Below are 25,913 nucleotides of genomic sequence, written 5' to 3'. Positions count from 1 at the left end.
GCGAATCCTCCTTATCGATTATCATAGTCTGTGGAATCCGTCGTCTTCTTATTCCACTTCATCATTGTAAAGATAATTGCCATAACGATAGCAAACAGTGCAACTAGCCAACCACTCTGGAAGATGAATGCATCTGGATAGCCTTCGTAGTTACCATTATCCGTACCATGCAATTTCAATATATTCTTTCGGAATAAGTCAATCATCATATATCCGAGAACTAATGGCGTTATAACGCTTAGACATATTTTCCAAAGCATTCCGACTCGAATATCTGAAATTTCGTTAGCATGTGTTTCGAAAACGCCAAGCTTTCTAAACACCCAAGCAATCATTATCACTTCAATCAATCCAATAGCTGCAACTCCAAATTGGTTAATGAAGTAATCTGCAGCATCCAAGAAATATAATCCGCCGCGTGTAGCAAACAACATTGAAATAATTGCTGCAGATCCTACACCGAAGACGACTGCTTTTTTACGCGAAATATTGAATTTCTCAGAGAAACCGGCAATGTACGTCTCACAAATAGAGATGAGGGAAGTGATTCCGGCTAAGACAAGTGAGAGGAAGAACAAAGCTCCAAACAGTCCACTCATCCCTGGCATTTCATTTATAATTTTAGGGAATACAACGAAAGCCAAACCGACTCCAGCAGACGCAACCTCAGAAACGGGTACACCTGACTGAGATGCCATGAAACCTAGAGCAGCAAACACTCCAATTCCAGCCAACAATTCAAAACCGGAGTTCGCGAAGCCCGTAATAAATGCGTTATTTGTAATGTCGGATTTTTTAGGTAAATAACTTGAGTATGTGATCATAATTGCGAAAGCAATTGATAAACTAAAGAATATATGCCCATAAGCGGCTACCCAAACTGTAGAATCGGCAAGCTTACTAAGATCCGGCTTGAATAAAGCATCCAGCCCAAGTGCAGCACCGTCGAGCGTGACAGCCCTAATAACGACGAGGAGGAATACAACAATAAGTGTCGGAATGAAAATCCGATTTGCTAATTCAATACCTCTTTTAACGCCCGCTAATAGGATGACGAAAGCAATCGCCCATACGAGCAATAGCGGTAATGCAACTCCTGGTACAAGGCCTCCGACTTCTCCTGGATTATCCGCAAGATTTAATACGTCTCCAAAGAGGAAACCGCCTGTATCATCTCCCCACTTCAAATTAAAGGAGTAGATTGTGTACTTCATTGCCCAGGCAATAATTACAGCGTAATATGTCGAAATGACAAATGAAACGAATATTCCCCACCAGCCAATCCACTCCGCACCTTTTCCTTTCATACGGAAGAATGATAATGGAGCTGACCCACGATACTTATGACCAATAGTGAATTCCATAATTAAAATTGGAATTCCGGCAGTTAATAATGCAAATAAATAAGGTATGAAAAATGCCCCTCCGCCGTTTTCATAAGCAACATATGGAAAACGCCATATATTTCCTAAACCGACTGCCGAACCGACTGCTGCCATAATAAAACCGGCACGTGTCCCCCACTGCGAACGCTGTTCCATAATAACTCCCCTTTCCCTTAGATTCTGGTAATACATTAGTATTTTCAGATTATTATATAATCTTAAAGATAGTATATACGTCTTATGTGTTGTTGTCAAAATTATTTTTATAAAATAAATCTACGGAATAGTTAATGTCTCGTTAAGTAATTGGCTAACTTAAAGCTAAATCATAAACGAACTTCTTCTAAACTTATATGATATGGGAAAGCTATATATGTGTAGACAAAAAAATCTGCCATGGCTATAATGCTTAGCCATGACAGATATACGCTTAAAATCATGTAGTTACTTTTACAGTTCGCTTGCTTTTCGCTGTCCAAATTGTGAATAATACAACTATCGTCACAATTACTGCAACTAAACCTAACCAAACAGAACCTGTCAATCCTAGAACTATATAGCCGAACGAGGCGATTAAGGCTGCGATAAGTGCATATGGCAACTGAGTCGCAACGTGATCCATATGGTTTGAACCTGCTCCGGTAGAGGACAGAATTGTCGTATCCGAGATTGGTGAACAATGATCTCCAAAAACAGCACCAGCAAGAACAGCAGATAATGCAGGCAACAATAGTTCAGGCGCTGCATTCACCATGATTGTACCAGCAATCGGAAGCAATATTCCAAACGACCCCCATGATGTACCTGTTGAAAACGCCATCAACCCTGCTAAAATGAACATGATGACAGGAAGGAAGTTCACAGGTATATTCGATTTCTCGACGACTGTCGATAAGAAAGGTCCTGTTTCCAATATATCGATCAGATGTGTCAATCCCCATGCTAACAGCAAAATGAGGATGGCTGGCATCATCGCTTTCACTCCTGTAGTCAAGGCTTTCCCGACTAGCCGAAAAGAAGCCGTTTCATTGCGTTTCATTTGTGCAATATAAAGAATTGCTGCCAATGAAGTGCCTATGAGGCCACCTGTCACCAAAGATAATGGAACGTTCGTATTCTCGAAAATCGCCCAAATATCCCACGTCTGTGCCGCGCTATGTCCAGTCCAAACCATCATTCCTAGTGTCGCTGCAACTAACGTCAATATCGGTGCTATTAAATCCATGACACGTCCATAGTTATGTTCTGGAAAATCTTCTTTTAATTGACCTGGAATCTCTTTTTCAGGATCAAATAATTGGCCAGTTGCCTGAGCAGCTTCTTCATGCTTTTTCATCGCAAAGAAATCGATGTTCGTCCATGCGAAGAAAAATACCATAGCCAATGTTGCAACGACATAAAAGTTCATCGGTGCCATCATTAGGAACGCAGATAATGGTGAATAATTGACAGCGGCGGTAGCTCCTAAAATTAGTGCCAACTGTCCAATGAGGAAAGCCCCCCAACTTGAAATCGGTGAGATGACGCAAATTGGAGCTGATGTCGAATCAATGAAATAAGCGAGTTTAGCACGTGAAATTTTGTGCTTATCTGTAATCGGCCGAGATACTTGTCCAACTGCCAAAGCATTGAAATAGTCGTCTACAAAAATGAGTAACCCAAGAAGCACTGTTAATAATTTAGCACCACGTCGAGTTTTAATATGTCGAACAGCCCATTCTGCAAAAGCCCTACTTCCTCCTGATAAACTGACAAATGCCGTTATAACACCTAATAATAAGACGAATATCATGATGAATATATTATATGTATTCAACCCACCGTCTGCCCAAAAAGAGACTGTCAATGCTGTCAAAACATTTTTCACAGTTTCAACCGGTCCGAATGATGCAACTAATAAAGCCGCAGTTAAAATTCCTGATCCAAGAGATAAAAGAACCCTCTTTGTTGCTAGTACCATCACAATTGCAATCAGTGGTGGTAATATTGAAACCCAAGTGCCTATCATACTCTTTTCCTCCTTCAATCTTTATGTTATTTAAGAACAAATAGGAGATAGAAAAAACCGATGCCTATTACACACTTAATGTGTATCAGGCATCGGCTTTTTCTACATGTCGTTTGTTTGATAATCCAAAATAGCTTTATCCAACGTACGATCTGTAGCTCATCATGCACCTATGCATGACAGTGTCATTCCTATTCGAAATAACCCCAATATGAATGGATTGACAATCCAATTTCATACTTCGGCAAAACTTCCTTTCACGAACGATCAAAGATGTCAATCTAACGTCCAGTACTTATAAGTTCTGCAGCCTCTACCTAATCGGTGTTCCTCTTGTTTCACAACAATAACAGGTTTCATCTTACTTGACAACTAACAGATTATTCTTGCCCTTTTAGAGGTAATGGCACTTCAATCTGCGGCGGATTGCCATCCCCACGATTATAAATTTGTGGAATAGGGCTTTGGATAAGACCTATTGCTACCGGGATCTTTTGCTGGACGACACTTTTTTTTGTTGCTAATGGAACAATAATCTGCACATTAACTGTGACAATGACATTTACCGTAACAATAGCATTGTTAATGCCGAATTCTTCTATTTCATTCTCAATAGTTGTTTGAACATCTCCAATAACATGGAAACGTATAGGGATTTTGGGTCCTAAGTTTCCAAGCAAAGGTATATTTGTCGCCTGACCCATCGGTACGAAAAACACGACACCACCATACGTTTCCATCTCTTCGGGATCGTATTTAATATTTTCACTAAGCGGAAGCATTTCTAACTGTCCACGCTCTGCAAGCTCCAAGTGAGCTTCAATAAGGCTCTGTATTTCAGCCATTGTTTTACTGATGATTTCTGTATTGAGCGTATTCGTCACCATTCCTGGTGAGTCGGTTGGTACACTTTCAATAATTTTATTTTCATTATAAATCTCAGTGGAACGGGATTTTATCGCTTGTGTAATGACATGCGCTGCGATTTTTTCCGTTTGCACTTCTGCATAATTCATATAAATCGGCGTCAGCTTTGCATTAACACTGTATAAAAAAATGATGATTGTTAACACAAATGCGGGAAAGAGAATCGGTAACCAACGGCGTTTTCGCATCGGTCTGTGATTTGGATAGCGATAACTTTGTCTGTTTCTTTTGTTAAATTTACGGGGTGATTGCCCATGAAATCTCAAAACCACTCCTCCTGCATAATTATATGCAGACCAGAAGTGGTTCATTCAGGGATATTCATTCATTTCCGTCAAGGTAACCCATAGAATCCATGGCTAGTTTTTTGCCGTACCATGCGACGATATCACGGATTAATTCAGGCATGACGTACTCTTTTGGCGCATCTTTCAGTAGCGGAAAAAAATAACCGAATGTAAACATATCGAGTGTTGCCAGTGTGAAGGTCTTACCAGGTCTAACAATTCGTCCGCCTGCAATCAGCTCCCCCTCTTCATTCAGATAAAGAGCTTCATACATCATTGAGCCCATTATCGTTCCGCGAAAGCCAAGGCCTTTTATCTCTGTTTCTGGCCAATTAGGAGTAGTTGATAATGCATATACTTCTTGCAGTTCAGCACCGTCCAACGTAATGATACATGGGTTGATGGGATGGGGTAGCAAAGCGTGCAAATGACGTTTCGTGACCCATCCGGCTTCCAGGTTACCGAGAAAGATTCCCGCGTTAAACATGGCGCAATCAGTCTCTGTATAGGCAAGCAACGCAGCGCCGAAAAATGTGGCCAATGCGCTAGGTCCGAATAACTCCTGACGAAGCGCAGTATGATTGTAAAAAACTTTTTCATCCATCGCTTCATAGCCTGCCACCATCAATTTGTGAACTTCATTCCTATCTTCTTCATCGGTGGGTAACTGTTGAACATGTATGACAGACGCTTTCTTGCCAACCACTTTTTCAGCTTGATTATCAAATAGTATTTCAACATGCCCGACATATTCTCCGAACTTTCCAGTTGCCGCTAATAAGGTCTCATCCACCATTTCCCCTTCTGTGAAGAGGTGATGCGTATGAGCGCCTAAAATGACATCGATCGTTTCGCTTTCCTCAGCTAACAATCGGTCTTCGTGAATGCCCATATGTGATAAGCAGATAATAATGTCCACTTCTCCGCGAATCTCACGGGCGACTTTTATTAGCTCACTGCGTGGCTCAGTAATGACCCAACCAAGTTGCGAATAAAATTGTTCGTACATCGCAGTTGCACCAATTACACCGATTCGTATACCTTGCTCCGAATCATAGATTTTATAACGATTAATCCATTTCGGTGTGAACCGATCCGAGTCATTCAAATTACAAAGAACAACGTCAAAATCTGCTCCTATGTAAAGCTCATTCAATGCTTTTTTCGACAATGTGATCCCTTCGTTATTCCCAATCGTTATCGCATCATACTCCGCCTGATTGAGCAATGCAACATTTCCTTTTCCTGATGTCCCTTCCGTAAAAGGATGAAATCGGTCAACATGATCCCCGATATCAAAGCGGAAACTTGTTTCGTGCATTTCCGCATGTTTTTGCTTTTGAGAAATGAGATACTTACTAATTTGAGGCCAACTATCAAAGTGGCTATGGATATCATTTGTATGGTAGATATGGATTGTTTCTACTGAGTGTTTCATCGGTTAACCCCAAATCCCCTCATAGATTGATCTTAACCCGAATAGCAACAACATGAGACGCAAAACAAGCACTAACGTGTCTGAGTCCATTCTTCTATTCAGTAATGTACCAACCGTCCCACCAATGTATGCACCTGGAATAACTGCAAGCGCGTAAAGCCACGGCACATGTCCGAGTGAAATATGGGTAATCGAGTTAACGATTGCAGAAAGGAAGACAATGAACATGGACGTACCGACTGCGACATGAGGAGGAAATAAGAAAAGCAAGATAAGAGCAGGGACAATCATCGTTCCTCCCCCTATACCGAACAGTCCGGAAGTAAATCCGATGATGAACGTTAAAAGAAGAGCGAACCAAATCGGATATCCGTAAATATGCGTTTCACCATGCTGGTCAATAAACTCCATTTTTTTCCCTCGGTCGACAAACCAATGAATCGGTTTTAAATATTTTCTCGCCAACAATAATATTGACAAAACTAAGAGCAATATACCGAAATATAGATTGAACGAAGGGAGATCCAATCCTTTATTAACAAAAGCTCCGATCATTGTTCCTGGAATCGAACCCGCAAAGAAAATCCATCCAGTCCGATAATCAATCGTCTTCACTTTCATATGTGAAACTGTTGAAGAAAGACCATTGAAGATCATCATGATGACCGAAATCCCGACAACGCTTTGTGGTGTAATACCGGGTATCCATCCAAGATCGATACCAATCAGTAAAGTAAGTGGAACAAGAATAGTTCCACCCCCAAGACCGACAATCGATCCCATAATACCTGAAATTGCACCAATCAACGCCAATAATATATACGCCATACGTTATTCCTCCTCAAAAATGTCAAGTTGCTTAGGTGCGAGTGCTACAAAGTCAATACCCATCATTTTTTGAAGGCGTTTTGCATTTTCTGCTGCATGGCCACCTGAATTGTTATTGAAAATTACATATACTTGCTCCGTTGTTGAATGTAATTGTGTAATAGCGGACTTGATTTCTTGCAATTCTTCATCCGAATAATTGTATAAGTAACGAACTTTGCGCCATGCCTCATTGTCGCCTGTACGATTACGCCAACCATTTACGTTTCTGCCATGAAGTCGTAGAAACGCTTTATCTTTAGTTGTTGAAATCGCTACTAGGGGAACACTGCCCTCTCCGTCTTGAGGTTCGTCTGCAACAGCGTGAATGAAATTATTGCCGCTAAGAAAAGCTAACGTCTTCTCGCGAATATCTTCCTTGTACCAAGACTGATGACGGAACTCAATCGCCACGTCATATCCTTCTAATTGACGTCTTATAAATCTAAGCTCGTCCACGTTCTCTTTCGTACAATCAAACCAAGGTGGAAACTGCATTAGAATCATCGCAAGCTTCCCAGCCTCAAGCAATGGATCAATTGATAGTTTGAATTGTTCGAACATCTCTTCAGCGGACGCATAATGAGACTTGCCTCTTAAATGGCCAGTCATTCCTTGATAAGCTTTGACGACGAATTGAAATGCAGTAGGCGTCTCATTTATCCACTTGCGTATATTGCGCTCGGGCTGAATCGCATAAAATGATGCATCGAGTTCAACAATTGGAAAATGACTACTATAATCTTTTAGTTTCTCTTTCGTATTGGAAGAAGACTGATAGACATCAGGATGGTCACCCCATCCAGTTAAGCCGATATGAATCATGACAATTCCCCATTTCGTATATGAATGAATAGTGTCATCATATCATATGTATCCATCGTGATTCCGTTATTTTGCATAGGGAGGCGGGAGCGACGAGGTGGTTTACGAGCGCGGCATGACGGTTTACGAGCGCGGCGACGAGGTTTACGAGCGCGACTTGACGGTTTACGAGCGCGGCGACGAGGTTTACGAGCGCAGCTTGACGGTTTACGAGCGCGGCGACATTGAGCGGTTCCCCAATATGAATCGTTTTCATTACAAAACAAAGAAAAAACCGCTGCATCGATAATTTCCGATGCAGCGGTCACGAGAATCACTTACGCAAACCGTTTATGAATTTTTTTACCGTCAAATGAAAATACGACAAGTTTACTATCCACATATGTCTCCAAGTGAACGATACGACCCCATAATTGGTGGACATAAGGCAGTACACTTTCTAGATACGGCACGTCAAGTTCGGTCTCTTCAAACTTATGCACTAAGTACAGCTCACCATTACGGATATAGTCTCCGTCTTCCACTACGATATATGGAAACCCTCCGTTTACTCTTTGTGCAATAAGTCGATCTTGTACAACGCGGTACTCTTTATCCGAAATTTTGTATTGACTTCCTTTTTTCTCGAATACGTACATATCTTCTTGTTGAACAATCTCCTTCGTTAAGTAGTTTCGGACGAACGATATATCCGAATCCATCTCTCTCACTTCAAACATCTTCTTTCTGCCTGAACCTGGTACAGCTCCGAACCTCTTCATGTCTTCTGTTGGTTTGTCATATCTTCGTTCGATATCTTCAAAAATTTTGAGTCCTAAATAATAGGGATTAATGGATGTTTTTGAAGGTTGGATGACGTTTGCGTTTAGCGTTGCAAATTCAATTGTTTCATCTGTCGTCAAATCCATTTCCCTCATAATCCGTTGATGCCAATATGTCGCCCAACCTTCGTTCATGATCTTCGTTTCCATTTGCGGCCAAAAATAGAGCATTTCTTCGCGTATCATCGTTAAAATATCACGTTGCCACTCTTCTAATTCGCGACTATGTTCAAGGATGAATAACAAAAGATCCTTTTCAGGGGTGGCTGGAATTTTCTTACGCTTCGGTTCTAAAGCGTTAGACTCAATTCTCTTATGATCTAATTCCCAAAGATCATCATATGCAGTTTTCCTCATGACCGGTTCTGATTCTTCAGGCTCCACTTCTTCATTTCCATACCGCCATCTGACAAGAGAAGGATCGATATGCTCCTGAATCGCAAGTACCGCGTCTAAAAAGTATTCTACTTCGTCCTTGCCGTAAATCATTTCATAGTTGGCAATTCGTTCAGCTGTCGCTGTCATACTTTCGACCATATCGCGTCTCGTATTCGCAAAGCGCGCATTGTTTTTAAAGAAATCGCAATGCGCAAGCACATGGGCGATTATCAACTTGTTCTGTATAAGACTGTTGCTTTCCAGCAGAAATGCATAGCACGGGTTGGAATTGATGACGAGTTCGTAAATCTGGCTTAGTCCAAGATCATATTGCAACTTCATCTTATGAAACTGTTTCCCGAAGCTCCAATGACTGAACCGCGTCGGCATCCCGTACGCACCGAACGTGTAGATAATATCCGCTGGACAGATTTCATAGCGCATCGGATAAAAATCCAATCCGAACCCTTTAGCGATTTCCGTAATTTCAGCTGTAGCTTGTTGAAGAGCTTTATGGTTCGTCATACTGAATCCTCCATGCTTTTATAGAAGAATTTCTTCAAAGCGTGATAGACATCTTTATTCTCTTTAAGAACATAATGACGGAATTTCGGATGTTCAATTTTATTGTACGTCGTCATGAGGGTCGAATATCTGCTATGCGCATTCACTTCTCCGTACCCGAACATATTGCTCACTGCCATTAACTGTTCCACTAGCGTTAGACATTTCGGATTGTCAGAAGACATATTCTCCCCATCTGAAAAATGGAACGGGTAAATATTGTAGCGAGCGGGATTGTATTTTTTAGTAATTAAGTCAAGTGCCTTTTCATAAGCCGTTGAGCAAATCGTTCCACCACTTTCACCTTTTGAAAAGAAATCGGATTCAGACACAACTTTTGCAAGTGTATGATGAGCGATGAATTCTATTTCGACTTTCTCATATTTCGTTCGAAGGAACTTCACCATCCAGAAATAAAAACTTCTTGCCATATACTTCTCGAAGTTCCCCATTGAAGCACTCGTGTCCATCATCATCAGAACAACTGCACGGGATTGCGGCTTGACGATTGGATCCCACGTTTTAAAACGTAGATCGTCATTATAAATGGGCATTATATCCGCATTGCCTTCCATTGCATTGCGTTTAAACGCCGCAATGATCGTCCGCTTTTTATCGATATTACCTATAAGACCTTTTTTCCGGATATCATTAAATGCGATATCTTCATCTGTTATTTCAGCTTGCTCTCGTTGCTCCAAATTCGGCAATTCCAACTCTTTAAACAAGGTCTCTTCAATTTCCGCAATGGATACTTCCGCTTCGTAGTAATCACTGCCAGCCTGATCTCCTGCCTGTTTGCCCGTGCCTTGACCTGCACTTTTACTGCCATCATTTGCCACGACATCTCCGACTTGGCTTTTGCCATTGCCTTGCCCGACATGTTTAGATTTATCGTGATTATAACGAATTTTATACTCGTCTAGCGATCGGATCGGTATTTTAATGACATCTCTACCATCCGACATTACAATGCTTTCTTCACTAATAAGATCGGGTAAATTGTCTTCAATCGCTTTTTTCACTTTATCCACATGCCGCTTTTGGTCTTGGTATCCTTTTCGATGCAGCGTCCAGTTTTCCTGGGAAACAATAAAAGATTCACCTGTTTCATCTTTCATTTCCATTCACCTACCCCAGTCCACTCATTTTTTTAGTATATGCAACGAATGGCGGCTTATTGAGACTTATCTGTTTAGTAGACTTCCTACATATCGTAATAACTCATTTGCGGATATTGAGTTGTAGCCATGTTCATCAATGAGCCTAACAACGACTTCATTAATTTTTTTCAAATGTGTTTCGTCAGGAGTCGATGTAGAAGTTGTAATTTTAACGACATCTTTTAAATCTGCAAACAGTTTCTTCTGTATCGCTTCCCGCAAACGTTCATGCGATTGATAGTCAAATCGTTTACCTTTTCTCGCATAAGCAGAAATCCGTATGAGGATTTCTTCGCGGAATGCCCGTTTTGCGTTTTCTGAGATTCCGATCTGCTCTTCGATCGAGCGCATCAGCTTTTCATCCGGACTCATTTCCTCACCAGTGAGTGGGTCTTTCATTTTATGTTTATTGCAGAAAGCTTCTACGTTATCTAAATAGTTATCCATTAATGTTTTTGCCGATTCTTCATATGAATAGACAAATGCCTTTTGGACTTCTTTTTTTGCTATTTCATCGTATTCCTTCCGTGCAATGGAAATGTAATTCAAATACTCTTCTTTATCTTCTTTTGAAATGGAAGCATGCTGGTCGAGTCCTTCTTTTAATGAACGTAATACGTCCAGAGCATTTATAGCATCCACTTCTTTTCGGATCATAGCTGAGGAAATCCGGTTAATGACATATCGCGGATCGATTCCGTCCATACCTTCTGTCTGGAACTCCTTCTTCAACTCTTCCAAATCTGCCGAGTTAAATCCCTCGACATTCTCTCCGTCATATAAACGCATTTTCTTTAATATATCAATGCCTTGTTTCTTCGATATTTTCAATCTAGTCAACACGGAGAATATCGCAGCTACCCGTAGCGCATGTGGTGCGATATGCACGTGAGCCATGTCACTTTCACGAATCATTTTTTCATAAATCTTCTCTTCCTGACTCACTTTCAAATTATAAGGAATTGGCATGACAATAATTCTTGAATGCAATGCTTCGTTCTTTTTATTAGATATGAAGGCTCGATACTCCGTTTCGTTTGTATGTGCGACAATCAGTTCATCAGCACTGATTAAAGCAAAACGCCCTGCTTTGAAATTGCCTTCTTGTGTCAACGAGAGTAAATGCCACAAAAACTTTTCATCCAGTTTCAACATCTCTTGAAACTCCATCATTCCTCGATTGGCCTTATTCAGTTCACCGTCAAACCGATATGCACGCGGATCAGATTCTGAACCATACTGAGCAATCGTCGAGAAGTCAATGCTGCCTGTCAAATCAGCAATATCTTGTGATTTAGGATCAGACGGTGTGAATGTTCCAATGCCTACACGTTTGTCTTCTGAGAAAAACATTCTTTCTATTAATACATCTTCTATACGTCCATCGTATTCTGTTTCAAGCCGCATTGTATTTAAGGGGGAAAGACTGCCTTCAATCCGAATACCGAACTCTTCAAAAAAATCATCTCTCAAATACTCTGGGATTAAATGCAACGGATCTTCGTGCATTGGGCAGCCTTTAATGGCATAAACCGCACCTTTGTCTGTTTTGGAATATTGCTCGAGACCTCGTTTTAATAGCGTAACAATCGTTGACTTACCACCACTGACTGGGCCCATTAATAATAAAATCCTTTTTCGGACATCCAATCGTTTTGCTGCAGGATGGAAATATTCATTTACAAGACGTTCTACTGTATCCTCAAGACCATAAATTTCATTTTCAAAGAAATGATAAATCGTGTTTTCGTTTTTCTTTGTTTCACCGTGGCTCTTGATCATTTCATATACTCTTGAGTGAGCAGTTTGCGCAACTTCTTTCCGTTCTCGAAGAATGTCCAAATACTGTGCGAAAGTACCTTCCCATTTCAATTTGTTCTCTTCTTCACGATACTGTTCAACCTTCTGTAAAATATCCATTCATGTCCCTCCATTCAGGAGCTTGGTTTCAACCAGTGTATGCAAGTGTGGCTTGTAAAATGAAGCATTGACTGAATAATGCTATCACTTGTATTTCAGAACAATGTACTATAACGTTAATAGTCATAAAACATTCTACTTGGAAGGATTGTACGAATTAGATTGCGATTTAGACTTTCACAATAAAAGTGCTTGTAAATAGTATTGACTCACCATTATTTTACTTTATAATTAGATTGATTTTAACAACTTAAGGAGTGATAGTCGGGTTGGAAAATAAGCTGAAGCTGTACGGCTTTAACAACCTCACAAAAACACTTAGCTTTAACATCTATGATGTAAGCTATGCAAAAAGTGAGCGGGAACAAAAAGATTATATCGCCTATGTCGACGAGCAGTATAACTCTGAACGTTTGACAAATATTCTTTACGACGTCACAGAAATTATTGGCGCAACTGTATTGAATGTCAGTAAACAAGATTACGATCCGCAAGGCGCCAGTGTGACAATCCTCATCACAGAGGAATCTTTGCCAGTCGCATTGATAGATGAATCTTGTAACTTAGGGGCAATAGAAATTCTGAAAACCCGAGATTCAGTTGTTAGTCATTTAGACAAAAGCCATGTTACCGTCCATACGTACCCTGAATACCATCCGGATAATTCGATTGCTACATTCCGTGTCGATATTGAAGTATCCACTTGTGGAGAAATCTCTCCCTTAAATGCTCTCGACTATCTCATTGGCAGCTTCGATTCGGATATAATTACGACCGATTATCGAGTTCGTGGATTTACACGGGATGATAGAGGGAAAAAGTTATTCATGGACCATAAAATGACTTCGATACAGGATTACATTGATAGCGAAACATTACAAAAGTATGATGCTATTGATGTAAATGTGTATCAGTCAAATATTTTCCACACAAAACTGCTTGTAAAAGATATCAATCTCCAGAATTACCTATTTAACACGGATGTATATGAAATACCGCCTAAAGAAAGGCTGTATATTACAAACAATTTGCGTAAAGAGATGATTGAAATTTTCAGTGGTTCCAATATATATGATGAGTGAGAGGAGTGTGAATAGTATTCTTTCACAAGATAAAGCGCCAATTATGGAGGCGCTAAATAAATACAAAAAGATGAGAGTTGTTCCATTTGACGTTCCAGGTCATAAACGCGGCCGTGGAAACGCGGAACTGACTGCTTTTTTAGGTGAGAATTGCATGACGGTCGATGTCAATTCCATGAAACCGCTCGATAATCTCATTCATCCCGTTTCGGTCATCCGTGAAGCTGAGAATCTTGCAGCTGAAGCATTCGGTGCAAAGCATGCATTCTTCATGGTCAATGGAACGACGTCTGCGGTTCAAGCGATGGTCATGACTGCTTGTAAAGCTGGTGAAAAAATCATCATGCCGAGGAACGTCCATCGTAGCGCCATCAATGCATTAATATTGAGCGGCGCTATTCCAGTATATGTGAATCCCGGCGTTAATAAGGAATTGGGTATTCCACTTGGAATGGCAGTTGAAGAAGTTAAACAGGCAATCATTGAACACCCTGATGCGAAGGCGATACTTATTAATAATCCGACCTATTATGGCATTTGCTCCAACATGGAAGCAATTACGGACCTGGCACATCAGCACGGCATGCTCGTTTTGGTTGATGAAGCGCATGGTACACACTTTTACTTTAACGATAATCTGCCTGCATCTGCCATGTCCGTTGGTGCGGATATGGCGGCTGTCAGCATGCACAAATCGGGTGGTTCACTAACACAAAGTTCTCTGCTGCTCATTAATAATGACGTGAGCGAAGGATATGTCCGTCAAATTATCAACTTGACCCAAACAACGAGCGGCTCCTATCTACTAATGTCTTCTCTTGATATTTCAAGAAAAAACTTAGCACTCAACGGTCAAGACATCTTTAACAAAGTCATTGGAATGGCCCAGTATACCCGTGAGGAAATTAATAAAATCGGTGGATACTATGCTTTTTCCGAAGAACTTAAAAATGGCGATACGATTTTCGATTTTGATACGACTAAGCTTTCCGTACATACACTCGATATCGGTCTTCCAGGAATTGAAGTGTATGACATTTTACGCGACGAATATGATATTCAAATCGAATTCGGTGATATCGGTAATATTCTCGCCTATATTTCAGTAGGCGATCGTCATCTAGATTTAGAGCGACTTGTTGCTGCCCTAGCGGAGATTAAAAGAAGATATAGCACCGATAAAAGCGGGCTGTTCGATCATGAATACATTAAGCCACAAGTCGTACTTACTCCACAGGAAGCATTTTACGCATCAAAAGAAAAACTGGCGATGGATAGAAGTGCTGGAAGGGTTTCGAGCGAGTTTGTCATGGCCTATCCCCCTGGCATACCGATTTTAGCACCTGGCGAGCGTATAACAGAAGAAATTCTTAACTATATCCAGTATTGCAAAGACAAAGGCAGTTTCATGACGGGTACTGAAGATCTGAAAATCGAAAATATTAACGTAGTGAAGGAGTTTGAGTGATGGAACTATGGTTTACAGAAAATCATTCACCCAATGCACGTTTTTCGATGAAAGTGATCGAGCATCTTTATACGGGCAAAAGTGAATTTCAGAAGATTGATGTTTTACAAACAGCAGAATTCGGCAAAATACTGACACTGGATGGCTTAATCATGGTCACAGAGAAGGATGAATTCATTTATCACGAAATGATTACACATGTTGCGATGGCTACGAACCCTGACATAAAAAAAGTGCTTGTCATTGGTGCAGGAGACGGCGGAACGGTCAGGGAGCTTACAAAGTACAACTCCATAGAGCATATCGATATGGTCGAAATCGATAAATTAGTCGTGGACGTGTGCAAAGAGTATATCCCTCAAACCGCTTCTAAACTGGACGACCCTAGAGTTCATCTGTACTTTGAAGACGGCTTGAAGTTTGTCCGTTCAAAAGAAGATGAGTATGACTTGATCATCGTTGATTCGACCGATCCGTTTGGTCCGGGAGAAGGGTTATTCACGAAAGAGTTTTACGGCAACTGCTATAAGGCGCTCAATGAGGAAGGGATTCTCGTGAATCAACATGAAAGTCCATTTTACGAAGAAGACGCCCTAGGTATGCAGCGTGCCCACCAAAGGATTATCGGGTTCTTTCCTATATGTAAAGTTTTTCAATTACATATCCCTACTTATCCTTCCGGTCATTGGCTGTTCGGCTTTGCATCCAAGAAATTCGATCCTTTAACAGATCTGGATGCTGCACGTTGGAACAATCTCGGATTGCAAACACACTATTATAATACCGATATCCATGTCGGTTCGTTCGCATTGCCGAACTATGTAAAGGAGCAATTGGAAGATGTTGAATAGGAATATTGAAACATTCATCGGCTGTGATAACGATTACGAAGAATCTAACATTGTCGTGTTCGGTGCCCCATTCGATTCGACGACATCATTTCGTCCTGGAACACGTTTCGCAAGCAAAGTGATGCGCAGTGAATCATTTGGCATCGAGACATACAGTCCTTATCAAGATAAAGACCTTGAGGATATTAATGTGTTCGATGGCGGCGATTTGGAACTAAGTTTCGGTAATACCGAACGAGCGCTTGGGCAAATTAAAGATTTTACTAGCAAAGTACTAGCAGATGGCAAGATTCCATGCATGATCGGTGGAGAACATCTTGTTACCCTTGGATCTGTACGAGCTGTAGCAGAGAAATATCCTGATCTGCACGTCATCCAATTTGATGCTCATGCCGATTTACGTGATGATTATCTTGAAGAAAAACTATCACATGCAACAGTCATTCATAGAGTGTGGGATATTCTCGGTGATGGACGAATTTTCCAATTTGGTATTCGCTCCGGCGATCGCAGCGAGATCCAGTGGGGAAAAGATCATGTATACACAAATCAATTCAATTTCGATACATTGCAAGAAATTACAGAGAAACTACAAGGAAAGCCTGTCTATTTGACAATCGACTTGGATGTTTTAGACCCTTCCGTATTCCCAGGTACCGGAACTCCGGAAGCTGGCGGAGTGAGCTTCATGGATTTACTTCAAGCAATATTGACGGTCAGCGGACTAAACATTGTAGCGTGTGATGTGAATGAATTGTCCCCTGTCTACGACCAAAGTGGTGTATCGACTGCAGTCGCTTGTAAAGTACTGCGTGAATTGCTATTAGCAATTACTAACTAAAATATAATTATAGGCGGTGTTTGGATTGGCAAAAGCGTTAATTATCGGTGCAGGTGGAGTAGCAAGCGTTGTCGTTCATAAATGTTGTGAAGTTCCGGATGTGTTCGAAGAAATTTGTATCGCAAGTAGAACAAAATCGAAATGTGATGCATTGAAAGAGAAGCTTGACGGAGGGCAAACAAAAATCCAGACTGCACAAGTAGATGCAGATAATGTGGACGAGCTAGTTGAATTGATCAACTCCTTCCAACCGGACATCGTTATAAACGTCGCACTTCCCTATCAGGATTTGACGATTATGGATGCGTGTCTAGCAACTGGCGTTGACTATTTGGATACAGCTAACTACGAGCCACTTGATACAGCTAAGTTCGAATACAAATGGCAATGGGCTTACAAAGAAAAGTTTGAAAAAGCTGGACTTACTGCTCTTCTCGGAAGTGGATTTGACCCTGGTGTTACAGGTGTATTTTCCGCTTATGCACAAAAGCACTATTTTGATGAAATTCATACAATCGATATCGTTGACGCGAACGCAGGCGATCACGGCTATCCGTTCGCTACGAACTTCAACCCAGAGATCAATATCCGTGAGATTACGGCGAATGGCCGTTACTGGGAAAATGGCGAGTTCATTGAAACGCCTCCGCTTTCAGAAAAACGTGTATATGATTTGCCGGAAATTGGACCGAAAGATGTCTACCTTCTCTACCATGAGGAATTGGAATCACTCGCTGTCAATATCAAAGGCATTAAGAAAATCCGTTTCTGGATGACATTCTCACAAAATTATCTTACACACTTAAAAGTGCTTGAAAACGTCGGTATGACGTCCATAGAACCGATCATGTTCGAAGGTAAAGAAATTGTTCCCCTTCAATTCTTAAAAGAAATATTACCTGACCCGGCTTCTCTAGGACCACGTACAAAAGGGAAAACGAATATCGGCTGTATTTTCCAAGGTACTAAAGACGGCGAAGAAAAGACGTATTATGTATATAATGTATCCGACCACGAAGAGTGCTACAAAGAAGTCGGTTCACAAGCAATCTCATATACGACTGGTGTCCCAGCAATGATCGGAGCAATGCTGATGCTTACTGGCAAATGGAAGAAGCCGGGCGTCTTTAACGTAGAGGAATTTGATCCAGATCCGTTCATGGACGCATTGAACAAGTATGGCCTGCCTTGGCAAGAAAACTTCAACCCTGAGCTGATTGATTGATAGGAGGAATGAACATGCACTTGAACTTTGATCCAAAAGCTGTGCCCTCCCCTTCTTATGTTGTCGATGAAAAGCTGTTAATCAAAAATCTTGAATTGCTGAAATCGATTATTGATCGCACAGGTTGCAAAATTCTACTTGCTCAAAAAGGATTTTCGATGTTTTCGGTCTATCCACTTATCGGCCAATATTTAAATGGTGTCACTTCAAGTGGTGTTTTTGAGGCAAAGCTCGGATATGAAGAAATGGGTAAAGAAGTACATTCCTATGCACCAGCTTTTTCGGAATCGGATTTCGATGAAATACTAAAATACTCGGACCATATCGTGTTCAACACGTTCGACCAATGGAGACGTTTCAAAGATAAAGTGAAAAGTGATCCTAAACCGATTGAATGCGGTATCCGCATCAATCCCGAATACTCGGAGATTGAAGTCGACATGTACAATCCTTGTTTCACACATTCTCGATTTGGTGTCACGCTTGAAAACTTTGAACCCGATGAGTTGGATGGTATAAGCGGCTTGCATTTCCATACGATGTGTGAACAGAATTCGGATACACTTGCTCGTACAATCAAAGTGGTGGACGAAAAGTTTGGCAAGTATTTGACTGGCATGAAATGGATCAATTTCGGCGGAGGACATCATATTACAAGACCTGATTATGATGTCGAATCGCTCATAGAGTCCATTCTTTTCATGAAGAACAAATACGGACTTGACGTTTATTTGGAACCTGGCGAAGCGATTGCACTGAATACTGGCTTCCTCGTCACGACTGTACTCGATACGATGCAGAACGACATGCCAATTGCAATAGTCGATACATCGGCATCCTGTCATATGCCTGATGTTCTGGAAATGCCTTATCGTCCTGAAATCGTCGGTTCGGGTAAAGCGAACGAAAAGATGATTACTTACCGATTAGGCGGACCTACTTGTCTAGCAGGCGATGTCATTGGTGACTATTCGTTTGATGAGCCTTTAAAACCTGGTGACAAGTTGGTCTTCACGGATATGGGACATTACACAATGGTCAAAAACAATACATTCAATGGCATGAATCTGCCGTCCATTGTTCTTAGCACAAAAGATGGCGACATTAAAGTCATACAAGAATTTGGGTATGAAGATTTTAAAATGAGGTTGTCCTAAATCATTTTTGCTGCATGTCTCCCTATAGGAGGCGTGCAGCATTTTTACACACTAGAAAAGTCTTCAAGTTTTGTTGAACCAAAGACTAGCAGCAGTAAAAACAATACTAAGATGACAGCGTTTATGAAGCTGACTCCGTCGAAATCCTTCTTACCGGACAAAACACTTACCTCCTATCGCTCCCATTCATCGTTTCTCTCAGTCGATCAAGCATTTCATTCGCTTCTAGGTCTCCAGTGCGTCCAAGAAAATCTGCCATTGTGTCTTTCTTTTCTTCCTTCTTAGAATCAAATGACCCGACGAGTGTCACAAAAATAATCGGCTGACTTCTGTAAAGCTGTACAGCATCTACTTTTAATTTACCCGACAATAATAAAGCCGCCGCAATTATTTCAAGCTCTTTCCCACTCAATAGATCACTTACTGTAAATGGTGTCTTACCTTGTTGCTCAGACTTGTCATACATCGGCTTACACACCTTTGGTTTGCTTTTTATACTATATGGGTATTAAGATTGTTATGTTCACTATTTGATGGCTTGCGCTCATCGAATAATACATATGACTTTTCACTTGCTTGTACTCGCATGTCAATGAAGTGAAAAATACTACAAAAAAGGAGTGTTTAACATCATGAAAAAGTATTTGTTCATTTTACTAGGTCTACTAGTACTTGCAGGTTGTTCTGACGACAAAGCAAAGGATTCGGTAGATGTAGACGTGGATACGACTCCAGAAGTTGAAGTGGATGATAGTGATTCAGCTGAAGTCGTAGAAGAAGACGATGCAACAGAAGTTGAAGATGAGCAGGCAGATGTTGTAGGCGACGATCTTACAACGTTTGAAGAATATGCTATTATCGACGACAATATTGACTTGGCTGCACATACTTCTAAAGTGGAAGAAGACAATCCAGGTACACGTGTCATTCTCTTTGAAGATGAAAGCGGTAAAAAAGTATATAAGAGTGTTTATGTGAAAAATGATAAGCACTTGAAAATCATTAAATTGGACGACGAAGGTCTCCTGTATAATGACTTTATCCAATAAAAGAAAAAGAAGTGTCCGACGGAACATGCAACTGCATTTCCATCGGGCACTTCTTTTTATATTACTACTTTTTTATTTTTTCCCGCAACCAATCCACTAAACATCAATAGAAATGCGACTACAATGAAAATAATCATCGGACTAGTCCACGAGTCCGTCAAATCATGCAAATACCCGAACAAGACAGGACCTCCTGCTGCAAGCAGGTAGCCATATGATTGTGCCATACCTGATAACTGTGCAGCATCCATATGTGTATCTGTCCGCAGAGTAAAGAACATCATGGAAAGTCCAAAAGCTGATCCGCCTGCGATACCGATTGCAATCATCCAAAGAGGAGTCAATGCGAAACTTCCTACTAATACTCCACCATATCCAATCATGAATAAGGCAGCTACACCAAGAACAATACTTCTTTGATCTTTTACTCTTCCTGCAATAATAGGAATGATGAATGTCATAGGTAGTTGCGAAAACTGTAGCAATGACAGCATCCAACCCGCTTGAGCAGCTTCCATGCCACGCGATGTAAGCATTTCAGGCATCCAGGCTGAAGTGGAGTAGAACAACAATGATTGCAATCCCATAAACAATGTAACGGCCCATGCAGTAGGCGATTTCCAAAGCGGAGTTTTATTGACATCTTCCAGCTGCTTCGTTTTAGCCGGCAGTTTCACTCGACCTTTCAATTGCGGAAGCCACAAGAACAATGCTATTACGGATAAAATCGCCCAAATCCCTAAAGCACCTTGCCAACCAAAAGTGGTTTTTTCGACAATCGGGACACTAATGCCTGAAGCAATTGTTGCTGAAATATTCATAGCTACAGAATAGATTCCAGTCATCAAACCGATATGTAATGGAAAACTAAGTTTTAATAAGCCTGGCAATAACACATTTCCAAATGCGATTGCGACACCTATTAAAAAAGTACCGATTAATAATAGAGGCACGGATCCGATCGAACGGATGACAATACCTAATGTAATGAGACATAATGAGAGAAATAATGTGATTTCCATACCAAAACGATTGGCTAGCTTCGGAGCAAACGGTGAAATGATTGCAAAAGCCAAGAGTGGTATCGTTGTTAAAAACCCTGCCAATACATTGGACATTCCTAAACTATCACGAATAGGTGCGATAATCGGTCCAACAGATGTTAAAGGAGATCGAAGTGTGGAGGCAATAAAGATAATGCCGATAATTAATAACAATGTCTGTTTAGTAAATAATATTTTTTTTGAACGATACTCTGGATCCATCTAATCGCCTCCTTTATGTTTAAATGCTATATGAGCATATCATATCTAATATTCACGTGAAAGGCGTCTAGCTCTTTCAATCGGATATAATGCAATTCAGAAGATAATTGCTCATGCAAAAACGGATCTCCCCAGTCCGTGAGATCCGTTTTTGCAAGGGCTATAATAGCCTGTTTGAATGGTGTTTCACTGAACACATTAATTCAAGCATACTTCTTTACTGACTCGGCACGCGCATCGATGTCGTGAGTAATGCAATGGCTTCGTCAATCTCCTGTTCTGACACAGTTAATGGTGGTAATAAGCGAATGACATTCGGACCTGCCTGTACGAGCAAAAGCCCTTCCTCTTCCGCTATGCTAATAATAGGGGTAACTTCATCTGTGCACCTTATACCGATAAGTAAACCTTTACCTAAAATTTCAATATGATTGTTAGCCAAAGAATCTTTAAGTTTTTCCATTAAGTAAGTGGACTTCCGTTCAACTTCACTTAGAAACTCTTCTTCAAACACATAATCGACAACTGTTTGCGCCACTGCCACTGCGAGCGGATTACCACCGAATGTCGTTCCATGTGTCCCAGGTCCAAATGATTCGGCAAGTTTTTCATGCCCGAGCATTGCACCGATTGGAAAACCACCTCCCAATCCTTTTGCCAGTGTCATAATATCCGGTTGTAACACGGTATGTTCATAAGCATATTTAGAACCCGTTCGACCAATTCCAGTTTGCACTTCATCAACAATACAAAGGATTCCATTGGCCATACAAATCTCTTGTATTTTGGAAGCGAATTCCGGTGTGATTGTATTCACTCCACCTTCACCTTGGATCACTTCAAGCATGATGGCAGCCACATCTTCGTCAACTGCCGCTTCAAGAGCACGACTATCATTAAAAGGAATTGTCCGGAAGGTTTCCAACATCGGACCAAATCCGAATTTCACTTTTTCTTGACCTGTCGCCGACATGGCACCGAACGTCCGGCCGTGGAACGATTGCTCGAAAGTGATGATGACTTGCTTTCCGGTATGTTTGCGTGCAAGCTTAATGGCCGCTTCGTTTGCTTCAGCCCCGCTGTTACAAAAGAACGCACGAGAAAAAGGTGTACCTTTCATTAGGGTTTTTGCCAGCATCTCTTGTTCGGGGCTTTCAAACAGATTTGATGTATGCCATAATTTTTCACTCTGCTTTTTTACCGCATCTACAATTGATGGATGCGCATGACCAAGACTAACGACTGCAATGCCACTAGTGAAATCGAGATATGCTTTATTATTATCATCGTACACACGTGTCCCCTCTCCTCTTACGAGATGAACGGATCGACGTGCGTAGTTAGTAAATAGTGTACTCAAATAAGCGCCTCCTCGAACCCGATAACTGTTCCATTTAAATGTTGATCAGCGATATGGACTTGCGGAATACCTGCATGTAAACACGCAAGCGCAGCATTCACTTTCGGAATCATGCCTCCGTATATTTCTCCTTCTACTATCCACTGTTCAATTGAAGCCGGAGACGCATTCTGCTGCATTTCATTACCAACTTGGATACCTGGCGTATCTGTCACGAGTATCAGGCTGTTTGCGCGAAGTGCCAATGCAATTTCACTTGCTACGGTGTCTGCATTTATATTGAGCGCTGTGCCACATTGAGTTGAACCGATGCATGAAACGACGGGCACTAGTCCTGCTTCGAGTAGACTGACTAACACTTCTTCATTTACTTTCGTAATTTTTCCAACGAAGCCAAACCGCTCCTCATTTAGCACCGTACAAGGTAATAAATTCCCGTCAAATCCATTCAGGCCAATCGCCTTGATTCCTTTATCATTTAATTGATGGACGAGAGACGTATTCACTTTACCAATTAACACACTCTTCACGATTTCCATCGATTTCTCACAGGTGACCCGGATACCTTCGTCAATATGTGATTTGATACCTTTTTCAATTAGCGCACTATTTATGAACGGCCCTCCGCCATGGACGATGACAAGCTCATGACCTTCCTTTTGCAATTGGACGAATTTCGAAAAAAACACATCGCTCAAACCTGACAGCATACTGCCGCCCAATTTGATGACGGTCCGTTTATGATCGATATGTTGCATTGATTTGGACATAGTCATATGTCAGATCACACCCCCATGCTAATCCTTGGCCACTTCCTACGTTCAGATGCACATGGATTCTCACTTCGGGCTGCTTTAAATACTGCATGAGGAGGTCTTCGGAAAATTGTGCAGGTTCTCCGTTCGTTACAACGACTGTTTCACCTATTTTTATTGTTATTCCATTTGGGTCAACAGATGCTCCGCTATATCCAACAGCCGCAATGACACGGCCCCAGTTTGCATCACAACCGAAAACAGCCGTTTTCACTAATGGCGATCCCACAACTGTTTTGGCGATTTTCCGTGCTTCACTGTCAGACAACGCTCCGTCCACTTCTACTTCTATAAGTTTTGTCGCCCCTTCTCCGTCTTTAGCAATCATTTTCGCCAAATCTTGCGCAACTGTATGAAGTGCTTTGACAAATGTAGCCCAGTCGGGATGAGAGGGTGTTAATGGTTCATTGCCGGCAAGCCCGTTAGCCAGCACAAGCACCATATCATTCGTCGATGTATCACCGTCAACTGTGATCGAATTGAATGTGACTTCTGTCACTTCTTTCAACGCTTGCTGCAAGTGAGCAGATTCAATGTGAGCATCTGTCGTGATAAAACCGAGCATCGTTGCCATATTCGGTTCAATCATTCCTGATCCTTTCGCGGTGCCAGCAATAATTACTTCCTTGCTATCAACTACAGTTTTATAGGCAGTATTTTTCGTAACTGTATCCGTCGTTAAAATCGCTTGTGAAAACTGAATTGAACCTTCAAGACTTGCTTCTGGCTTCAACTTTTCAATTCCATTAAGTATTGGCACCATCTTCATCTTCTCACCAATGACTCCAGTAGAGGCAACCCCGACTAACTCTTGTGCGAGTCCGAATTTCTCTGCCGTTTTCTGTTGCATCATTAAAGCATCCGCCATGCCTTGTGCCCCTGTACAAGCATTAGCATTTCCTGAGTTGATAATAATTGCCTGCATTTTCCCGTTCTCTTTCACAACTTCTTTCGTTACAAGTAACGGAGCCGCCTGAATGGCATTTGTCGTAAAGACACCCGCAACACTTGCCGGCACTTCACTAATTAATACCGCGAGATCATATTTTTTATGTTTCAGTCCGCAATGGATGCCAACAGCTTTATACCCTTTTGGTGTCACAATATTATTTCCTGAAATACGTTTGAGTTGCTGAACAGCGACTGCCATATTTTTTCCCCCTTTATATGAATAACGGAACTTGTGTTAGACCTGTTGTTTCATCGAGTCCAAATTGCACGTTCATGTTTTGAATCGCTTGCCCCGCTGCTCCTTTAACGACATTGTCTATGACTGAAACAATCGTCGCCCGATTAGTACGCGGATCCACCTTCACATGGATATCGCAGAAGTTAGAACCGTACACTTGCTTTGTACAAAATTTCGCCGTTTCGGTTACGATTCTTATGAATGGACTATGTGCATATTTCTCTTTCAGACATTCGATTAAATGTTGTTCGGTGACATTACTTTTGAGAGGTGCATAACTCGTTATCATGATTCCTCTAGTCATTGGAATGAGATGGGTAGTAAATGTCACTGCTACTTTTTCATTACTGAAAAGGCTAATTCCCTGTTCGATTTCTGGTATATGCTGGTGCTCATGAATTTTATAAATAGAGAGATTTTCATTTGTTTCGCTGAAATGCGTCATCCGGCCAGGTGTATTCCCCGCTCCTGACACACCACTTTTTGCATCTATGATAAGTTGCGATGCATCGATGAGCCGCTCTTTTACGAGTGGTAATAATGACAGTAGTGTCGCTGTAGGATAGCACCCCGGATTCGCAATAAGTTGCGCTCGCCGGATACTATCTCTATTCCACTCGGTCAATCCATATGCACTTTCTGCTATTGCTCCACTCGGAGGCGGGCTCTTCCCATACCAATGTGCATATACATCTGGATCTTTTAACCGAAAGTCACCTGCTAAGTCTATTAGTCGCGGTCCATTTCCGATAAGTGGGGGAAAAATTTCCGTTGTGACGCCTGCAGGTGTACTTGCAAAAATGACATCAAGAGCTTTCAAATGAACCTCTTCAATTTGTTTGAGTGGCCGGTCGTATAATTTCGACAAGTGGGGAAATTTACTGGAAAACTGGGTCCCCTCTTCTGACGAACTGTATAAATCGATATGTTCTACTTCTCGATGGTTATGCAATAAACGGACAAGTTCAAGTCCTCCATATCCTGAAGCACCTATGATTCCTACCTTCATGACTGCCACCCCTTTTATC

23 protein-coding genes and 1 riboswitch are annotated in these 25,913 nt (G+C 41.3%); of the genes, 8 read left to right on the top strand and 15 right to left on the bottom strand.

Annotated features, from left to right (window positions below):
• Positions 1-11: 11 nt before the first annotated feature.
• The 6 genes from H9649_RS13435 to H9649_RS13410 all read right to left on the bottom strand — a co-directional run bounded on the left by H9649_RS13435 (position 12) and on the right by H9649_RS13410 (position 7,737).
• Positions 12-1,541, bottom strand: coding sequence for a sodium-dependent transporter (locus H9649_RS13435; RefSeq protein ID WP_191695411.1), 1,530 nt, complete (start codon positions 1,539-1,541; stop codon positions 12-14).
• 280 nt (positions 1,542-1,821) lie between these two features.
• Entirely contained in the window at positions 1,822-3,393 is a 1,572-nt protein-coding gene (locus H9649_RS13430; RefSeq protein WP_191695410.1) for a Na+/H+ antiporter NhaC family protein, read from the bottom strand.
• Positions 3,394-3,540: 147 nt separating this feature from the next.
• Positions 3,541-3,717, bottom strand: a riboswitch (Lysine riboswitch).
• 56 nt (positions 3,718-3,773) lie between these two features.
• Complete coding sequence (gene yunB, locus H9649_RS13425; protein WP_225229888.1) at positions 3,774-4,586, bottom strand: sporulation protein YunB; 813 nt, start codon at positions 4,584-4,586, stop codon at positions 3,774-3,776.
• A 55-nt stretch (positions 4,587-4,641) separates the two neighbouring features.
• A complete protein-coding gene (locus H9649_RS13420; RefSeq protein WP_191695409.1) occupies positions 4,642-6,045 on the bottom strand; it encodes a bifunctional metallophosphatase/5'-nucleotidase in 1,404 nt (467 codons plus the stop codon).
• 3 nt (positions 6,046-6,048) lie between these two features.
• Positions 6,049-6,873: a sulfite exporter TauE/SafE family protein gene (locus H9649_RS13415; RefSeq protein WP_191695408.1), complete on the bottom strand. Its 825-nt coding sequence runs from the start codon at positions 6,871-6,873 to the stop codon at positions 6,049-6,051.
• Between the two features lie 3 nt (positions 6,874-6,876).
• Positions 6,877-7,737, bottom strand: a complete 861-nt coding sequence (locus tag H9649_RS13410) for a DUF72 domain-containing protein (RefSeq protein ID WP_191695407.1) — start codon at positions 7,735-7,737, stop codon at positions 6,877-6,879.
• Between the two features lie 97 nt (positions 7,738-7,834).
• On the opposite strand from H9649_RS13410, the gene H9649_RS13405 reads away from it, so the two are divergent.
• Entirely contained in the window at positions 7,835-8,026 is a 192-nt protein-coding gene (locus tag H9649_RS13405) for a hypothetical protein (RefSeq protein WP_191695406.1), read from the top strand.
• Positions 8,027-8,054: 28 nt separating this feature from the next.
• On the opposite strand, the gene H9649_RS13400 is transcribed toward H9649_RS13405, so the two are convergent.
• The 3 genes from H9649_RS13400 to H9649_RS13390 form a co-directional block, all read right to left on the bottom strand.
• Positions 8,055-9,461, bottom strand: coding sequence for a SpoVR family protein (locus tag H9649_RS13400; protein ID WP_191695405.1), 1,407 nt, complete (start codon positions 9,459-9,461; stop codon positions 8,055-8,057).
• Positions 9,458-10,621: a sporulation protein YhbH gene (yhbH, locus tag H9649_RS13395; protein ID WP_191695457.1), complete on the bottom strand. Its 1,164-nt coding sequence runs from the start codon at positions 10,619-10,621 to the stop codon at positions 9,458-9,460. Before yhbH ends, H9649_RS13400 begins: the two co-directional genes overlap by 4 nt.
• Before the next feature lie 66 nt (positions 10,622-10,687).
• Complete coding sequence (locus H9649_RS13390; RefSeq protein WP_191695404.1) at positions 10,688-12,583, bottom strand: PrkA family serine protein kinase; 1,896 nt, start codon at positions 12,581-12,583, stop codon at positions 10,688-10,690.
• Positions 12,584-12,852: 269 nt separating this feature from the next.
• Between H9649_RS13390 and speD the strand changes: the two genes are divergently transcribed.
• From speD to nspC, 6 genes are read left to right on the top strand one after another with little or no spacing between them, the layout of a single operon-like run.
• Positions 12,853-13,665, top strand: a complete 813-nt coding sequence (gene speD, locus H9649_RS13385) for an adenosylmethionine decarboxylase (protein WP_225229887.1) — start codon at positions 12,853-12,855, stop codon at positions 13,663-13,665.
• Between the two features lie 7 nt (positions 13,666-13,672).
• Positions 13,673-15,133 carry an aminotransferase class I/II-fold pyridoxal phosphate-dependent enzyme gene (locus H9649_RS13380; protein WP_318241692.1) on the top strand — a complete coding sequence of 487 codons (1,461 nt, stop codon included), beginning with the start codon at positions 13,673-13,675 and terminating at the stop codon, positions 15,131-15,133.
• Positions 15,133-15,984, top strand: a complete 852-nt coding sequence (gene speE, locus H9649_RS13375) for a polyamine aminopropyltransferase (RefSeq protein WP_191695402.1) — start codon at positions 15,133-15,135, stop codon at positions 15,982-15,984. Before H9649_RS13380 ends, speE begins: the two co-directional genes overlap by 1 nt.
• The gene (gene speB, locus H9649_RS13370) at positions 15,974-16,825 is read left to right on the top strand and encodes an agmatinase (RefSeq protein WP_191695401.1); all 852 of its coding nucleotides are present in this window, start codon (positions 15,974-15,976) and stop codon (positions 16,823-16,825) included. Before speE ends, speB begins: the two co-directional genes overlap by 11 nt.
• 25 nt (positions 16,826-16,850) lie before the next feature.
• Entirely contained in the window at positions 16,851-18,050 is a 1,200-nt protein-coding gene (locus H9649_RS13365; RefSeq protein ID WP_191695400.1) for a saccharopine dehydrogenase family protein, read from the top strand.
• Between the two features lie 14 nt (positions 18,051-18,064).
• Positions 18,065-19,207, top strand: a complete 1,143-nt coding sequence (nspC, locus tag H9649_RS13360) for a carboxynorspermidine decarboxylase (protein WP_225229885.1) — start codon at positions 18,065-18,067, stop codon at positions 19,205-19,207.
• Between the two features lie 166 nt (positions 19,208-19,373).
• Here nspC and H9649_RS13355 read toward each other — a convergent pair whose 3' ends face one another.
• A complete protein-coding gene (locus tag H9649_RS13355) occupies positions 19,374-19,673 on the bottom strand; it encodes a hypothetical protein (RefSeq protein WP_191695398.1) in 300 nt (99 codons plus the stop codon).
• A gap of 166 nt (positions 19,674-19,839) precedes the next feature.
• On the opposite strand from H9649_RS13355, the gene H9649_RS13350 reads away from it, so the two are divergent.
• Positions 19,840-20,256, top strand: a complete 417-nt coding sequence (locus H9649_RS13350; RefSeq protein WP_191695397.1) for a lipoprotein — start codon at positions 19,840-19,842, stop codon at positions 20,254-20,256.
• A gap of 56 nt (positions 20,257-20,312) precedes the next feature.
• Here H9649_RS13350 and H9649_RS13345 read toward each other — a convergent pair whose 3' ends face one another.
• The 5 genes from H9649_RS13345 to argC form a co-directional block, all read right to left on the bottom strand.
• A complete protein-coding gene (locus H9649_RS13345; RefSeq protein WP_191695396.1) occupies positions 20,313-21,521 on the bottom strand; it encodes a CynX/NimT family MFS transporter in 1,209 nt (402 codons plus the stop codon).
• Between the two features lie 217 nt (positions 21,522-21,738).
• Entirely contained in the window at positions 21,739-22,881 is a 1,143-nt protein-coding gene (locus H9649_RS13340; RefSeq protein WP_191695395.1) for an acetylornithine transaminase, read from the bottom strand.
• Positions 22,878-23,657: an acetylglutamate kinase gene (argB, locus tag H9649_RS13335; RefSeq protein ID WP_191695394.1), complete on the bottom strand. Its 780-nt coding sequence runs from the start codon at positions 23,655-23,657 to the stop codon at positions 22,878-22,880. The genes H9649_RS13340 and argB overlap by 4 nt, the downstream gene beginning before the upstream one ends.
• Positions 23,620-24,846, bottom strand: coding sequence for a bifunctional ornithine acetyltransferase/N-acetylglutamate synthase (gene argJ, locus H9649_RS13330; protein WP_191695393.1), 1,227 nt, complete (start codon positions 24,844-24,846; stop codon positions 23,620-23,622). The genes argB and argJ overlap by 38 nt, the downstream gene beginning before the upstream one ends.
• A 13-nt stretch (positions 24,847-24,859) precedes the next feature.
• Complete coding sequence (argC, locus tag H9649_RS13325; protein ID WP_191695392.1) at positions 24,860-25,894, bottom strand: N-acetyl-gamma-glutamyl-phosphate reductase; 1,035 nt, start codon at positions 25,892-25,894, stop codon at positions 24,860-24,862.
• Positions 25,895-25,913: the final 19 nt, after the last annotated feature.

The sequence above is a fragment of the Sporosarcina quadrami genome, from assembly GCF_014836615.1.
In the GTDB taxonomy this organism is placed as follows: domain Bacteria; phylum Bacillota; class Bacilli; order Bacillales_A; family Planococcaceae; genus Sporosarcina; species Sporosarcina quadrami.
The sequence above is the reverse complement of the archived record's forward strand: the minus strand, read 5'-3'. Positions and strand labels throughout refer to the sequence as shown.

What these genes read in the sequence shown, in the direction of transcription:
- H9649_RS13435 (WP_191695411.1), bottom strand. Translation starts at nt 1,541, where the DNA reads ATGGAACAGCGTTCGCAGTGGGGGACACGTGCCGGTTTTATTATGGCA.
- H9649_RS13430 (WP_191695410.1), bottom strand. Translation starts at nt 3,393, where the DNA reads ATGATAGGCACTTGGGTTTCAATATTACCACCACTGATTGCAATTGTG.
- H9649_RS13420 (WP_191695409.1), bottom strand. Translation starts at nt 6,045, where the DNA reads ATGAAACACTCAGTAGAAACAATCCATATCTACCATACAAATGATATC.
- H9649_RS13415 (WP_191695408.1), bottom strand. Translation starts at nt 6,873, where the DNA reads ATGGCGTATATATTATTGGCGTTGATTGGTGCAATTTCAGGTATTATG.
- H9649_RS13410 (WP_191695407.1), bottom strand. Translation starts at nt 7,737, where the DNA reads ATGATTCATATCGGCTTAACTGGATGGGGTGACCATCCTGATGTCTAT.
- H9649_RS13400 (WP_191695405.1), bottom strand. Translation starts at nt 9,461, where the DNA reads ATGACGAACCATAAAGCTCTTCAACAAGCTACAGCTGAAATTACGGAA.
- yhbH (WP_191695457.1), bottom strand. Translation starts at nt 10,621, where the DNA reads ATGAAAGATGAAACAGGTGAATCTTTTATTGTTTCCCAGGAAAACTGG.
- H9649_RS13390 (WP_191695404.1), bottom strand. Translation starts at nt 12,583, where the DNA reads ATGGATATTTTACAGAAGGTTGAACAGTATCGTGAAGAAGAGAACAAA.
- speE (WP_191695402.1), top strand. Translation starts at nt 15,133, where the DNA reads ATGGAACTATGGTTTACAGAAAATCATTCACCCAATGCACGTTTTTCG.
- speB (WP_191695401.1), top strand. Translation starts at nt 15,974, where the DNA reads ATGTTGAATAGGAATATTGAAACATTCATCGGCTGTGATAACGATTAC.
- nspC (WP_225229885.1), top strand. Translation starts at nt 18,065, where the DNA reads ATGCACTTGAACTTTGATCCAAAAGCTGTGCCCTCCCCTTCTTATGTT.
- H9649_RS13355 (WP_191695398.1), bottom strand. Translation starts at nt 19,673, where the DNA reads ATGTATGACAAGTCTGAGCAACAAGGTAAGACACCATTTACAGTAAGT.
- H9649_RS13350 (WP_191695397.1), top strand. Translation starts at nt 19,840, where the DNA reads ATGAAAAAGTATTTGTTCATTTTACTAGGTCTACTAGTACTTGCAGGT.
- H9649_RS13345 (WP_191695396.1), bottom strand. Translation starts at nt 21,521, where the DNA reads ATGGATCCAGAGTATCGTTCAAAAAAAATATTATTTACTAAACAGACA.
- argB (WP_191695394.1), bottom strand. Translation starts at nt 23,657, where the DNA reads ATGACTATGTCCAAATCAATGCAACATATCGATCATAAACGGACCGTC.
- argJ (WP_191695393.1), bottom strand. Translation starts at nt 24,846, where the DNA reads ATGGCAGTCGCTGTTCAGCAACTCAAACGTATTTCAGGAAATAATATT.
- argC (WP_191695392.1), bottom strand. Translation starts at nt 25,894, where the DNA reads ATGAAGGTAGGAATCATAGGTGCTTCAGGATATGGAGGACTTGAACTT.